Annotated in this window: 13 protein-coding genes and 2 pseudogenes; 5 read left to right on the top strand and 10 right to left on the bottom strand. The window is 61.0% G+C overall.

What is annotated here, in order from left to right; translation table 11 throughout:
- Positions 1-501: 501 nt before the first annotated feature.
- Both ASG20_RS20125 and ASG20_RS18815 read right to left on the bottom strand, forming a co-directional pair.
- A pseudogene (locus tag ASG20_RS20125) lies at positions 502-858 on the bottom strand (ATP-binding protein); the annotation flags it as partial.
- 4 nt (positions 859-862) lie between these two features.
- Positions 863-3304 (bottom strand): sigma-70 family RNA polymerase sigma factor, encoded by a 2442-nt coding sequence (locus ASG20_RS18815; protein WP_168371587.1) that lies wholly within the window; start codon positions 3302-3304, stop codon positions 863-865.
- A gap of 267 nt (positions 3305-3571) precedes the next feature.
- On the opposite strand from ASG20_RS18815, the gene ASG20_RS00060 reads away from it, so the two are divergent.
- Entirely contained in the window at positions 3572-3874 is a 303-nt protein-coding gene (locus ASG20_RS00060) for a hypothetical protein (RefSeq protein ID WP_056046975.1), read from the top strand.
- Between the two features lie 390 nt (positions 3875-4264).
- Here the strand turns inward: ASG20_RS00060 and traA are convergent, their stop codons facing one another.
- Positions 4265-7144 carry a Ti-type conjugative transfer relaxase TraA gene (gene traA / locus ASG20_RS00055; RefSeq protein WP_056046972.1) on the bottom strand — a complete coding sequence of 960 codons (2880 nt, stop codon included), beginning with the start codon at positions 7142-7144 and terminating at the stop codon, positions 4265-4267.
- Positions 7145-7315: 171 nt separating this feature from the next.
- Here traA and ASG20_RS00050 point away from each other — a divergent pair, with 171 nt between their 5' ends.
- The 3 genes from ASG20_RS00050 (at position 7316) to ASG20_RS00040 (ending at position 8483) form a co-directional block, all read left to right on the top strand.
- Positions 7316-7642: a conjugal transfer protein TraD gene (locus ASG20_RS00050; RefSeq protein WP_056046970.1), complete on the top strand. Its 327-nt coding sequence runs from the start codon at positions 7316-7318 to the stop codon at positions 7640-7642.
- Between the two features lies 1 nt (position 7643).
- Complete coding sequence (locus ASG20_RS00045) at positions 7644-7898, top strand: conjugal transfer protein TraD (RefSeq protein ID WP_082470658.1); 255 nt, start codon at positions 7644-7646, stop codon at positions 7896-7898.
- 87 nt (positions 7899-7985) lie between these two features.
- Positions 7986-8483 carry a MucR family transcriptional regulator gene (locus ASG20_RS00040; protein WP_056046967.1) on the top strand — a complete coding sequence of 166 codons (498 nt, stop codon included), beginning with the start codon at positions 7986-7988 and terminating at the stop codon, positions 8481-8483.
- A gap of 18 nt (positions 8484-8501) precedes the next feature.
- Here ASG20_RS00040 and ASG20_RS20070 read toward each other — a convergent pair whose 3' ends face one another.
- From ASG20_RS20070 to ASG20_RS00025, 4 genes are all read right to left on the bottom strand, one after another.
- Positions 8502-8867, bottom strand: coding sequence for a HEPN domain-containing protein (locus ASG20_RS20070; protein ID WP_330218648.1), 366 nt, complete (start codon positions 8865-8867; stop codon positions 8502-8504).
- Positions 8768-9400 carry a nucleotidyltransferase domain-containing protein gene (locus tag ASG20_RS00035; protein ID WP_330218647.1) on the bottom strand — a complete coding sequence of 211 codons (633 nt, stop codon included), beginning with the start codon at positions 9398-9400 and terminating at the stop codon, positions 8768-8770. The genes ASG20_RS20070 and ASG20_RS00035 overlap by 100 nt, the downstream gene beginning before the upstream one ends.
- Positions 9401-9477: 77 nt before the next feature.
- On the bottom strand, positions 9478-9822 hold the full coding sequence (locus ASG20_RS00030; RefSeq protein WP_056046964.1) for a sigma factor-like helix-turn-helix DNA-binding protein: 345 nt from the start codon (positions 9820-9822) through the stop codon (positions 9478-9480).
- Positions 9819-10754, bottom strand: coding sequence for an ArdC family protein (locus tag ASG20_RS00025; protein ID WP_056046961.1), 936 nt, complete (start codon positions 10752-10754; stop codon positions 9819-9821). Before ASG20_RS00025 ends, ASG20_RS00030 begins: the two co-directional genes overlap by 4 nt.
- A 724-nt stretch (positions 10755-11478) precedes the next feature.
- On the opposite strand from ASG20_RS00025, the gene ASG20_RS00020 reads away from it, so the two are divergent.
- On the top strand, positions 11479-12363 hold the full coding sequence (locus ASG20_RS00020) for a hypothetical protein (protein ID WP_082470657.1): 885 nt from the start codon (positions 11479-11481) through the stop codon (positions 12361-12363).
- A gap of 21 nt (positions 12364-12384) precedes the next feature.
- Here ASG20_RS00020 and ASG20_RS00015 read toward each other — a convergent pair whose 3' ends face one another.
- The 3 genes and pseudogenes from ASG20_RS00015 to ASG20_RS19215 all read right to left on the bottom strand — a co-directional run.
- Complete coding sequence (locus ASG20_RS00015; RefSeq protein ID WP_201780652.1) at positions 12385-12843, bottom strand: alpha/beta hydrolase; 459 nt, start codon at positions 12841-12843, stop codon at positions 12385-12387.
- A 244-nt stretch (positions 12844-13087) separates the two neighbouring features.
- Positions 13088-13948 carry a hypothetical protein gene (locus ASG20_RS00010; RefSeq protein WP_056046960.1) on the bottom strand — a complete coding sequence of 287 codons (861 nt, stop codon included), beginning with the start codon at positions 13946-13948 and terminating at the stop codon, positions 13088-13090.
- Between the two features lie 33 nt (positions 13949-13981).
- Positions 13982-14094, bottom strand: a pseudogene (locus tag ASG20_RS19215) (IS5 family transposase); the annotation flags it as partial.

The raw sequence follows: 14094 nt of genomic DNA, 5'->3' as shown, positions 1-14094 counted from the left end.
AAGGAGGCGTTCGTTGCGATAGACGTAAAACCCCTGCCCCGATGTCCACCCCTCGGGGCCCCCCGCTTCGTCGTTTTCCTTGGGCGTCAGCTTGTCTTTGTGAGGCAGAACGTGACACTGAACGATAACTTCGCCCGTGGATCCCAATCGGTGCTCAGGGGGTGACCAAGGTTTCCCCGGATGACCGCTTAGGAAAGGGTCCCAAGGGCGGACCGGGCGGCCGTTAAGAAGCAAAGTAAGCTTCGGGTTGGAGCCCTCTAGGTAGCGATGGAACGTCATTCCCAGATGGCTTTCGACACGGTCGATTACATCAAGGAAATCCTGTGCTTCGAAGCCGTTCGAAACGAGCCGATCAAGTCGCTCCAGCAGGACAAGCGTGCCGCTAGCAGCGCCGGCCAGCAAGGTCAGATGATGTTCGGACCCGATGGATGGCCCCTCGATCAGGTGCCAACCATCGTCTGTCGCGTTCGCCAGCACGTCGAGGTCCCAGCGAAGGCACTCGATCGCGCCATGGACCGATTGGCTGGCGACCGTGAGGCTTCGGGCCTGGGAAAAAGACGCGGTTTTCAGACCAAGGCCGAACCGCCCCAGATCGCCAGCAGCTCTGTGATCAAGTGGATTACGGTCACCAAGTCGCATAGCGGAGTCTAGTTCATCAGCCGTCATTCCGCGGCCGTCATCAAGTATGGTCAGTGAACTATCGTCCCCGGCCCAGTTAAAGGCCACGGAAACTGTTCTGGCCCCGGCAGCAATGCTGTTGTCGATGATATCAGCTACTGCAGTTGACGTGGAATATCCGAGTCCCCGAAGAGACTCGACCAGTGCAGCGGCTCGCGGCGGAGCGGACCTGTGTTTCATTATATCAACTATCTAGAAGAGTCCGAAGGGCGCGTGAGCGGCTTGGATGTGCGAGTATTGTTAGCCCTTTCGCCTCGATCTGGCGGATACGCTCGCGTGTCACACCGTATTTTTGACCAATCTCTTCGAGTGTATGATCGCCTCGTTCGTCGAGGCCGAACCGCAAGCGAATTATGTCCTGAATACGATCTGGCAATTCGCTCAGGCTTCCCATTACGACACCTGCCAGATCGCCGAGAAGCGCGTTCTCGAGTGGGTTACCTCCCGTAGTGTCAACAATCAGCGCGCCCGCGACTTCGTCGCTTGAAAGGTCCCGTTGGTCCTCAAGGGATTCGACAGAACGAATGGCCAAAAAGCGCTCGACAAGTTTGACAGGAAGCGAGCTTGCGACGGCAACTTGGGCGATATCGAAACCGCCACGGCTGGTTTCCACAACCGCATCAATAGCAGCTTCCATCCTGCGCCGGTCCTGCTGAGCATGAATGGGCAGCCTGATCGTGTCTCCTAGATCCGCAATCTTTCGCGTTATCCTCTGCCAAACCCATGCCTGAGCGTAGGTCCATAAGCGATGTCCGCGGCCGGTATCGAAGGTCTGAATGGCGCGCATCAGGCCAATGTTTCCCTCCTGGATCACGTCGTCCAAATCCAGACCGCGGCCAGCATAACGCTGCGCGAATGCACGAACATGAGGCAAATGGCGTTCGAGCAGCAAGCGCTTTGCTTTCTCGGATCGTGCCAAGGCGGAAAACGCGCCGTCCATCGTTCGTGTGTGGCCTTCGCGTATCGGCAGCTCGATAGCGAGGTACCGCATAAAATCTGATGTTAAGCCCATATCGTTGAGCGCGCGAGATGCCCTTCGAACCTCCGATGGCAGCATGGTATCGCCGTGATGAGCGCGAGCAATTCGAAGTTCGTTTACGGCACTGACATAGGCTGGTGGCAACTCGATAAAGCCCGCCGATCGATCATCAGACATTACCTCGTCATCGGCTTCTTCATCGCGACTCTCGAGCTCCTCGTCGTCAGCTTCATCAAGCTGATGAGACGATATGAATGATGCTGGCAGCAAGCCGTCTTCGACCCTGTCATCTGCAGCGAGGACGAAGTCGATCGCATCCCTCGATTTGGCGATCTCCAGCATGGCTTCTGCCGTAGCTTGACTTACTTTCCGAAAGAGGTTCGCCTCCTCATTTCGAGACAGACGTGGATAGGAATTGAGCTGGATGTCGTAGCTGGAAGGACGTCCCAGCGCCCAACAGCTCGTTGCAAATTGTTCGACGAATTCGGAGACATCGTCCGACCGATGATCAACCTGCGGACCTGATGAGACAAGCTCCGCCCACATGTCGGTTTCACGATCGACGACGCAGCCTGAGGAGGCCGCAGTTGCACGCAAAATCCGGTGTAGAACGCGCTCTTGGCCAGCAGTGAAAATTCCGGTGATCGAAAATAGATTTTCGTTGTATTCTCCCACCGCTAGCGCACGCTGCAACGCTTCGCGGGCGGCTGCGACTACGGCTCGCGGCAGCGGACTTTCCGCTCTTCTTTCGCTGGGTTCCGGGAGATCAATCTCGATCGACGACCAATCATCGCCATCAAGACTTCGCGGGCGTACGATCGAGAGACGTTGCTGAGCTTCTGTAGCAGCTTGGATTGCCGATCGATCATCCTCGTCATTCAAGGTCGATGTGTCGACCTGCCACCCGCCGACGTCATCAGTCATTGACGTTTGGTCGCCGAGGTAATGGGTTCGGTCGTCATCGGAAGTTGTTAAAGCTGACCGGGTTCCCGCTACGGCTTCAATCAGGACAAGCTCATTACCTCGCTTGGCAATCTCATACGTTGTGCCATCGGCGGAAACTATATCGCTACGAGTATCGGGAACGAACGAGATATCTCGATAATCTGACCCACTGTGCGGAGGTATGTCCCCTACTGCGGGTAGATCATTCTCTGTATCCCTATCGAACGAAATTGGAGAGGCATCAGCCGTCCTTGTTGGTTCATCTTCTGCTATTGAAGCATGTATCTCTGCCGGGATTGGGTCGGCATGCGCGGGTAAAAAAACGGCGCTGTCGGTGGCCTTCGATGGAGCTATGGACGCCGTTTCTAGTTGCTCCTCGAACTCGTCTGAAACTATCGATGGTTCGATCGAGGTCTCTATGGCTTTGGCAGCTTGTGCGCTTGCGATCAGACTGACGATATCCTCCCGCCCCGCACGTCGTGCGTGATCACGGCCGTCGAGCCCGTCACTGTCAGTGGCAAATGGATCGCTACCAGCCTCCAGGAGGAGCTCGCAGATCGGCAGGTGCCCGTGTGAGGAAGCAATAAGCAGCGGGGAGCGACCCCGACCATCTGTTCCGGCAAGGGCAGCTTTTCGTCCCAGGAATGCCCGAACGGCGGTGGTGGATCCAGTACGTAACGCGATCATGAACAATCGGCTCAAGCCGATCTCGTCCTCGCTTTCATCACTACGTCGCCTTTTAAGCATACAACCTTGGATCGGTGGCTTGCGCCCTGCCTTTCGGACAGCTGCGCTACGCCGCCAATCAAACCCCCATAAGCCGCGGCACCGCGCCGGCAGCTTCACAATGTCAGCTAGCGCCCGAAGATCAACAATTACTTGATAGAGTTTGAATGATACCAAAGCCGCTAATCAAGGTGCAGAGCACGCCCGATGAGACCCGGCGCCATGCCGTTTCGGAGAAATTTTATGCAAGGCGACCCAGTCAGCGCTGAGTTAGACAAGGCCCAAAAAGCGATGTGTTCTGGGCATGATGCTCTGCCGTTCATGACGAAGATGTGCCCACCAAGCGAGATGAAATTTGCCCCCCTGCCGGAGGCCATGCTCGCCCTCCTCGTCAGGTCGGGTGATTACAAACCAATCGCACCAGGAGAACCACCTTCGTGGTTCGATATTTCTTCGGCAGATGACAGCGTAACGCTGATTCTCTACCGGGCACTTTCCGACGAGCAGTTCTATGTGCTGGCACCAATCGCTTCGGACATATCCTAGAATCTTTCCTCTCCGGTTCACCGTTATCCTTGGCGGTTCTCAAACGGCGCGTCGCGCTATGACACTCAAACTCAATGGGGTGCCCAACCTCAGACGCGGTCGACCACCGCGACGCCAGCTATGGATGATGGCTATTTGGCCCCAAATTCGGATCAGACGGGGAACGCTGGCTAGTCGCACAAGCGGCCCTGTCTGCGCTTGCGCGCGGAGAAATCCGTCAGGAAGCTGAAAACAGACCCGAATTTCCCAATTGTTTCAACCCCCAAATCATGACGGATCATTGGGTTATTGACAGCACACCCTTGGAAACTGCGAAGTTTGGCTCTGCTAACCTGCGGCCTTTCGAGGAACGGGGGTGCAAAAAAGACTACTTAATCCAGCCGACAGCATTCACATACCAATACCCAACCCGCGGCTGCGTCCGCGCCCGATCATATTCGCCAGTTCCCGGCCGACACTTGCGCCGCTGGTCGCTCCCAATCCTAACTGGACCTTCCGATTGCGAAGAATGGACTCGACCTGCGGGTCGCGCTCCAGGCTTTTTGCCATGCCGATCATTGTGTTCTCGACGGCACGAACCTTCGTGTCCTCATGATAGATTTTTAGCGCGCGACGCTGCTGCTCGAGCCCCTGCCAGCGCTGCACGAAGACGTCGGCGCGGCGTGTCGGATCTTCGCGAATTTCCGTTTCCAGCTGCATGGCGCGGATTACCGCGCCCGTTCTGCCTTCCGCCGCTTCGTGGACCAGCCGCGTGTCGACCGTCATCGCTGTTTCCAGATCGCGCGCACCATGGGGCACGATGGCGTCGAGAGACGCTCGGCTGGCGACAAGCTCGGCCCTTTGCTCTGCGGTGTAGGTGTCCCCAACCGCGTGGGTAGAGCGCATCATCCTGACGATACGACCATGTCGGATGACAGCATCAGGAAGATTTGCGGCGCGGTTCGGCGCTGACTGAAGGGGAACCGACTTAGGCGCTGCCGGACGCAAATCGAGACCGGCAAACGGATCGCGGGTTGGCGCCGGGCGCGCAGTCTCGATCGTCCGATCCGGCAACTGGATTTGCCGCCGATCGCCAAAGTCGCGCGCATAGTCCGAGGCCATGTCCTTCGTCCGTTCGCGCGATAGCGTGCGGACCAATCTGCTCTGGTCGGCGAAGTCGTCTCGACCATAATGGAGGTCGACGCGGTCGCGATGCCGCGACAGCGCGACATAGGCGGCGTGCCGGTCAAGACCCGGCGTGGCGAATACATGCACACGGTCGACCGTTACGCCCTGCGACTTGTGCACGGTAGCGGCGTAGCCGTGATCGAGCTGCGCATACTCCTTGGTGTCGAACGCGACATGGCGACCATCATCAAGCATCACCGCCATGCGCGCCGTGGTGACGCTCTGCACGGTACCGAGCGACCCATTCTTCACACCGAGACCGCGTTCGTTCTGCAGGAACATGACGCGGTCGCCTGCGGCAAATGCCCGGGCACCCCGACCGGTCTGGATCGCGACGTCCTCACCTAACGCGCCGGCAAGGCGAAGCCGCTGCCGAGCGGCCTCGTTCAGCGCCTGCACCTCGTCGTTGGTGTGGGTGAGGATCATGCGCGATGCGCTCGGCGCGGTTGTGCGGTCGCCATCCCAGCGATCGATCAGATCGGCGCGGGCATGGTCGCGCGTTTCCGCGACATGGACATGGCCGTGCTCCTCATAGGCCCGCACCGCCTCGCCGGTCCGCTCGGTTGCCAAGTGGCGTGTTGCTGTCCGCTGCCAGTCGTCGCGCTGGCGGCGAATGTCGGTGATCTCGACGCTACCATGACGCTCGGCAACGGACCGGAATGCCGCCCCCGCTTCGATCGCCTGGAGCTGTTCGGGGTCACCGACGAGCACGACCTTGGCGCCGCGCTTCTTGGCTTCCGCGATGACACGTTCCATCTGCCGTGTCGCGATCATCCCGGCCTCGTCGATCACGAGCACATCGCGCGATGTGAGCAGCTCCCGGTCCTGCTTCCACTGATGTTCGAGGCTCGCGATCGTGCGCGACGCGATCCCCGATCCGCCTTCGAGATTCTCGGCCGCGATCCCCGACAGCGCGGCACCGCGGACGGTGTAGCCGGCACTCTCCCAGGCGTCGCGCGCAACGCCAAGCATCGCCGACTTGCCGGTGCCGGCATAGCCGACGACGACACTGATCCCCTGCCCTTTCGTCACGTGATCGAAGGCGCTGCGCTGTTCGCTCGACAGGACCATCCCGCGCATCTCGGCGCGGACAAGCGCGCGCTTGCGATACTGCTCGTTGACACCGTGGCGCCGGCTAGCATCCAGCCGGACGGTCGCGTTCTCGAGCCGCTGTTCGGTCTCGATCATGTCGCGGCTGGTGAAGCGTTCGTCACCGCGGCTATCCCTGCCGAGCGCGACGATGTCCGGACTGGCGTGGACCGCTGACAACACAGCGTCGAACTGCTCCTTGCCGTCGCTATGGCGGTGGACGAACATCGCCAGGTCACGGCGCGTGAAGGTCGCCTGCGTTCGTGTGATCGCGTCGAGCGCGATCCCCGGCTGCGCGATGATCCTGTTGCCGTTCGAACGGGCAATCTCGACATGCTCGTCGAGCCGCTCACTCTCCAGTCCCTGCCCCGGCCGGCGCGCTGCCGCGGGACCGATCTTGTGCTGGGGTTCGAGGTCGATCCCCTGACGCTCGAACGAGCGATGATCGACGCGCGCATCGATATCCAGTTCGGCGAGCCGACGGTTGACGTGTTCGCCCCAGGCCTCGCGCCACCGCTCGAGCAGATCGGTGCGGTTCCAGTCGCGAACCTTCGGGCCGAAACCCTCTTCGCCGACGCTGCGCGTGGTCAGCATCACATGGGCATGCGGCTTGGCCAGACCGTCCGCACCGATATCCCAATGCACGTTGAGGTCAGCGATCATGCCGCGGTCGACGAACTCGGCCTTCACGAACTCGCGCGCCAGCCGGATGCCTTCCGCCTGGTCCAGCTCGCGGGGCAGCGCGAACTCGATCTCACGGGCTAGCTGCGCGTCCTTGCGGATCTCCACCGCCTCGACCTGATTCCACAGCCGCTCGCGGTCACGCAGGCGCTCAGGCGCGCCGTCCGGCAGCATCACTTCGGAATGCACGACACCGGCCTTGTTCGAAAAGTCGTGGGAACGGTCGAGCCGCTCATCGCGCAGCCGCGAGGCCGAACGATACGCCGCCGCGGCGAGCGCGCTCGAGCCGTTTGCGCGCGAGATCATCCTTGCCGAGAAATGGTAGATCGCCATGACGGCAATCCATCTACACTACACAAGCGACGTCGGCACGACGTATAAGCGCGCCCTTCGAAGATTTCATCTATCTCGGGACGACTTCGTCCCACGCTGTTTCACTGTATTTACGCTGATCGAATGCACCACTAACTGAGGCGCCCTCAACATTCAATTGAGGACGGCAGCATGCGCAAACCTCGCGATTATGATTCGGAACTGAAGGCCCTCGACGACAAGGCCAAGCTGTTACGGGGCGCTCGACTGACGCAGTTAGGCACGTTGGTGATCACAACCCGCGCCGACGCGTTGTCGATCGAGGAACTGACCGGCGCGTTGCTGTCGGCGGTCGACACCAAGGACGACGCGATCCGGGAGGAATGGCGACACCGGGGTGCTGCCTTCTTTCAAACTCCGGGGCGTGGATCTGCGGGTAAAGCTGACCGCATCGCGAGCCGCGGAACTTCGAACGATGGCGGCCAGGCATCGGCTGCTGGCGACACGAAGCCGCAATGACATGCGCAACTGGATCGTGAAGCGGCGCGAACGAACCAAGCATCTGATCGAGCTTGGCGGACTTGTTGCAAAGGCCGGCTTGATCGAACTGGCCGATGATGATCGCGCGGTGATCTTCGGTCTGCTCAACGACTGTGCCGCAAAGTTACGTGGTCCAGATCGCGATCAGATGCTGATGTTATGGCGGCGTCTTGGTCGTCGGGCGTTTGCTCCGAGTCCAGATCCGACACAGGCAGATGACAGCTTTGACCGTTGAACTTCAACTGTGATTGATCGATTGGGTTGCGCGAGCGACTCCTGCAATGCGAGCGCCTATTACCCTTTCCCCAATGCTGGAATTTTCATGACTGAAGAGACTTCCGTGAACGCCGTCGAACTCGCGACCGAACTGACCATAGCCTGGCTCGGCAATCCCAATAGCCGTGTGTCCGCCGATGATGTTCCGGCCTTCCTGCAGACAATGTTCAAGACCGTCAGCGATCTGAACGGTAGCAGCACCATCGACGTGGCAAGCGAAGAACCGTCGCAGGAGTTCGCGCCTGCGGTCACGGTACGCAAATCGCTGGCGTCGAAGGACCACATCATCTCGATGATCGACGGCAAGCCGTACAAGACGCTACGTCGCCATCTGGCAACCAACGGCCTGACGCCGGAAGAGTATCGCGCCCGGTACAACCTCAAGGCTGATTATCCGATGGTGGCCGAGAGCTATTCGGAAAGCCGCCGCGCGATGGCGAAGAATATCGGCCTCGGCCGCAAGCCCGGCACCAAAGTTGCCCCCGCTACGGACGCGAAGCCCGCACCGCGCAAGCGTGCGGCCAAGGCTGACGCCGCCGAATGATCTGCGAGCGCCTGGCGTCTATTCGCCGGGCGTGAGCCGCTTTTGGCAAACGGCATCAACCAAAGTCTGCAACTCGGCGACATGCGTGCCGAGCCATGCCAGTTCCTCGGGCGCGATCTCGTAATGCGGCGAGTAGCGCGCATTCACATAAGCCTGCCGCAGCAGTTCGAAACAGCGCCGTGCGAAGCGATCTTCGCGCGGCCATGCGGCGATTAGCGACGGCGCGATCTGCTCGCACTGAGACCGCAGGAAGTTCAGCCGGTGCGATTTCGGGCTGTAGAGCGTTAGAACCAGCAAAGTGCAGTGGTAGAGGCGTTCCGCTGCTTGGTGCAGCACAAATGCCGCCTCATTATGGTCGCCGTTATCGATCGCGAGATGTGCCATGCTTTGAAAGGCATTCGCGCTGGGAAGCCTTTATCGAAATAGGCCTGTGCTTCCACCAATGCATCTTCCGGCGGCAGATCGCGCGGCGCGGCAAAGCAGAAGCCCTCAGCGTCATAGAGTGCGATCCCCTGCCGTATGATATCGACGAAGAACGGCCGCCCCTTTTCGAGCTGCTGGTTTACGTCAGATAGACTGTGCACGATGAGACTGACCGGTGCTGACAACGACTTGGTGACCGTCGTGTCGCGCATCAGCCGATCCTCGGCTGCCGACCAATATTCGAAGTCGACCAGCCGCTCGTCGTTGACGACGACGAGGATATCATAGTCGGACGCATAGCCGCCGATCGGATCATCGACCCAGTCGCCGCGCGCGTAGGAGCCGTACAGCACGAGCTTCGCAATGCGGCCCTGCTTCTTCCATTTGGTCGTCGTCGTCGCGTGCGCGGCGTCGAACTCCTCGAACAGCACACGCACGACGTGGGCAAGCTCACGCTGCTTGGATTTGGGGAGATGATCGAGCGTATCGCGCATATCTGGGCAACCCTAACGAGCGAGAGCGGCAAAGCACAGGCTTGCCGGGACTACGCCGGACAAGCCTGTGCTACGCATCAACGCGGCCAGTATCGGCACCATCGCTGCACCCACAGCCGCCATTCGGGGCGTTCGTCGCCGCGCCTGTAGCGACCAAGACGACGGATCGCCGTCCGCATCCGCCGCGCGACCTGACGCTGGCTGAGCCCGGTCACCTTGGCGATATGATCGTAGCTGTAACCGTCGAGCCGGACCGCGAGGAATATCGCCCGCGTCGTCCGTGGCAACGACAGCATCGCGCGTGCCATCTTCGCCAGGTCGTCCGGATGCACGGGGCCGTGATAGTCGCCGGGCGCTGGGCCGGTTGACGGCTCGAAGACGCGTTGCGCACGCGCCTTCAGCTCTTCGGGAAGGTCGGTCATGCCACCATCTCCTGCCCTGCGTCATCTGCCCCATCGGCGCGGAACGCGAGCAGATAGTCGGCCGCCTTACTGGCCTGACTGGCCGCGCGAAAGATCGCGCGGGAATCCTCACGCAGCACGTCCAGCCATGCGCCGATATAGTCCGCATGACGTACGGTTGGCACGATACCCAGTTCTGCGCAGGTGAACGCGCTGCACATCTCGGCAACCAGTTCCTCGCGGGCATAGGAGGCACTGCGCGGCGCCCCCTTCTGGTCGCGGTCAAGCCGGGTTGGGTGCCCGGTCCAGTGGCCCAGCTCATGCAGCGCGGTGCGGTAGTAATTTACCTGATCATGGAATGTCTGCTGCGGCGGTAGCTGGATGCGGTCCGCGGTCGGCATGTAGAAAGCCTTGTCGCCCCCGATACCGATCTGCGCGCCCGTAGCGGTCATCAGCGCTTCCGCGCAATCGATCGTCTCGCGCTCGTCGAGGAACGCCCCGCCGCCGACCGAAAGTGCGTTGGGCAACCCTTCGCACTGGTCGACATTGAAGACGGTGAAGCGTTTCAGGAACGCCACCTGCCGGCGATGCTCGTCGCTGGCTTCGGTCATGGGTTTGTCGCGCTCATCCTTCGGTGTGAAGCGATCGGCGTAACAGATGGTCGTCCCGGTCTCGCCCTTGCGGACATTGCCGCCCAGTGCCTGCGCCTGCTTGTAGGTCAGCCACCCTTGCGTCCCGAACCCGCGTTCGAACACGGTCGCCCAGAGGATCAGGACGTTGATCCCCGAATAGCGCCGCCCGGTTCCCGCGTTGCGCGGCAATCCGCCTTCCAGCTTCGACCCGTCCCATGGTTGCACCCACGGCACCCGCCCCGCCTCCAGCTGCGCGATGATCCGGTCGGTGACCTCGGCGTAGAGCGTGCCGGTGGTTTTGGTCGTGATGTCCTTTGCCATTGTTCTCACTCCTTAAAATCACCGCAACCGGCGCCGGAATGGCGGGGTGGGCGGCAGGAGCGAACCGGCAGTCCCGCTGGAGCGGCGGGCTGCACCCGAAGGGCCGAAACAAAGAGGAGGACATCGGCACAGCCGATGTTGCAACCCGCCGCGGCGGGACTAGAGGGTAGCGACGCCCACCCCGCTATCCGACGCGCGGTAGCGCCACGCCGGCCGTGCGCAGCACGGCCGCCCGCATGTCGGGCGACGCCCGACCAAGCGTCAGCGATCGTGACGGCTCTGCCGACGAGACGTCGTCAGACGGCTCGGTGGAGCGGCAGCGGAATAGAGCGCGCCCCGCGCAAGTGCGGGGACGGCATAAGACACGTATGACTCACCAGTTCTGCGAAACGCCGCCCTCGTGATCCGATCTGTTCGATAGGCACGCTCCATTTAAAATTTTTGGCGTGCAACTGAGCAATCTCAGTAAACGCCGCTCGTCGTTGATTGGTTGAAGGGGGACGGCCGGTATCGACCAACTAACGTCGTTCAGCGGCCAGCTTGGCAATGGCCGATTGCGCCGAAACCTGCCGTCCGCCAATGGTAGAGGCGTCGATCGGCAAGGTGTCGCAAATCTTGCAGTTCGGCTGTTTCCAAGCATATCTCTAAACTGTCGCACGCGGACAGGGTCATTCCGGCGTGCTAGTCTGCCTCGAACGAAATTCGCTTCTGTGGGGGGTAAATCTTGAGCACGCGATACTTCACGGACCGCGAATTTGGGCAGCGACCGGCGGTCTCCGAGACAATCGACGACCGTGTCTGGGGAGCGCTGCATGCGCTGATCGACATGCGCGTGGACAGCGGCGCATTCGGATACCGCTTTACGGAGCAGTGTGCCGACGGGGATGGGCCGTGTGGTAGCGACCTCCGGGCCTTCGCGCGGTTCCTGGAGGCGGAAGTGCCTGGAATCGATTGGCCCCTTAACAGCCAGGAGGTGCCCGAGACGCCGGTTGCTCTCGATCTGCTGGAGTTCTGCGCCAAGGCCGTGGGTGAGCCGGTCCTTGGCAGCTACCACTCCTATCAGCATCATCACCATATGAGTTGGAACCGTGCCGCTGGCCTCGCGACTTTCGTGGCAGACGTAAATCTGCTCTTCCAGCGCAATGGCATAGCCTTCGAGCTCGATGCCAATGGTCACGCACGGCGGATCCTTCCACAGCCGGTTGCGCAGACGCTCGGCTGGGCGATGTTCCGCACCGGTGATGAGCAGCTGGACCGCTTGCTCGAATATGCGCGCTCCCATTTCCTCTCGCCCAAGCTCGACGACCGCCGGGACGCGACGGAGAAGTTGTGGGATGCGTTCGAGCGAATGAAGACGCTTGAGCCGGGCGTGGACAAAAAGGTACAAGCGGACGCGCTTCTCGACCGGGCGGCAGTGGCAGGCTCCAAAATGCGCGTTGCCCTCGGCGACGAGGCAAAGGCGCTGACCACGATCGGCAACAGCCTCCGCATCCGCCATTCCGAGGTGTCGCAGGAGATGATTGAACGGTCCGAGCAGCTCGACTGGCTTTTCGTCCGCATGTTCAGCTTCGTGCGGTTGCTTCTGGTCAGTTCTGGCCGGAGCGCTTAGATGCCCTCCACCATCGAGTCTTTAGCCCACGACGGGTTTCGCGAACGCCGTGGCCGCGGCCAGTCCGTCTTGGCCGACGCTGTGGGCGACGCCCGGGGACACATGCGTCTCGACGCCCACGCCCGCTTCTGCCAGTGCAGTCTCCGCGAGGGACATTGAGCGGATGGCAACGACGTCGTCCTCGGTGCCGTGGATCAGCAGGACGGGAGGACGGCTCCGGATCTCGGCCTGCAGGCGCTCCGGGGTGACGAGCATGCCGGAGATGCCAGCCACCGCTTCGGGCCGGCGAAGTCCGACGTAAAGCGACATCATCGTGCCTTGGCTGAAGCCGACCAGCAGCAACCGATCGCTGCCTAGCCCCGCTGCTTCGAGCTCGCTGGTCAAGAGCGCGTCGATGTCTGGACCGCCGCGGCGCCGCGCCCGAGTTCGCTCGGCCATTGATAAGGTCTCGATCGGCCACCACTGGTGGGCGGCCGCCATGCAATGGATCGATCAGTGACGGGCGTTGGGCGCAACGAAGGCCGTGCGAGGGAAAGCGGCCCGGATCATAGTCGCCAGCGGTATGAGGTCGTCGCCAATGGAGCCCTAGTCATGGATCAGGACGACGCGGGATCCGACCTTTAGCCGGAGAGCGGGGCGAGGCGTGGGCCGTCGAGCGACACGTGAATCCTTTCAGGGGCAGAGGCAGTTGCGGGCCTATTGGCGACTCTGCATAGCTGGCTGCCTAGAAAGCGTCGGTATCGCGGTCATCGTCATCGTCATCGTCATCGTCATCGTCATTATCGAACCAAGCGGAGGTGTCGACGCCGCTGGTGATCTCGGCCCGTTCCAGATCGTGTGGCGCCTCGATCGGAACTTTGAAGCGCATAGAGATCGGGAATTCATCGCCGATTTCGGCACCGTCGCCACGTGCCCTGTCGCCGCCTGATCCGTATAGCAGCGTGACCCCGATCGAACCCGTGATCTCGTATTCGACTTCGCGGGCGGTGATGCTCACAACTGCCCGTTCGTCGATGCCGACCCAGTCGATTGTGTGGTGCGTCGCAAGGATGTCGACATCGTCGACCGTTTCCGTCGTGAACTTCTCAACCGCTTCCGACTGTAGGGAGTCGGCGATCGCGTCGACAATTTCCGACCGATAGTCGCGCTGTGCCTCAAGCAGTTCGACGAGCGCGCTGAGCACCTCGTCCACAACCTTGTCCTGCTCATCGACGTCGCGAACGATTGTTTCCTCGCGACCGTGCACGTGTTTGTTGAGCTTTCCGTAGGATGCGATCACCTCTGCAATCAGAGGCTTCACTTCGATGCCGGTAAGTTCCTCCACCTGCTCCGCAGCGAAGCCGCCAATGAGGGCGTAGGTCAGGCGCGCGTTGCGGACCGGCTTCTCCTGCCCCTCAACCGGCTTGAACCAACGACATGCCTCCACCTCCTCCTGAGGAGCGAGTGCATCCATCATGTGGTCGAGGAAAATCCGTATCGCCGACGCGAAAAGACAGAGCCGAAGCGGATTCTCGCGGGTATCGAGGACGAGCGCGGCACCAAGCATTGCGTCGCGGGTGAAATCCGATGGCGCGAGATCGATCATCGAATGGGCGAGCCTAGGGTCAGGACTCATTGATCATAGCCAGAAGATGACGGTGGCCGCGAGCGCGACGGCAGAGAAGAAGACGGTTGGGCAGCGGTCGTAGCGAGTGGCGACGCGACGCCAATCCTTCAGACGGCCGAACATGA

The sequence above is a fragment of the Sphingomonas sp. Leaf198 genome, assembly GCF_001424005.1.
In the GTDB taxonomy this organism is placed as follows: Bacteria; Pseudomonadota; Alphaproteobacteria; order Sphingomonadales; family Sphingomonadaceae; genus Sphingomonas.
Note: the sequence above shows the minus strand (reverse complement) of the source record. Positions and strands in the feature narration are given on the sequence as shown.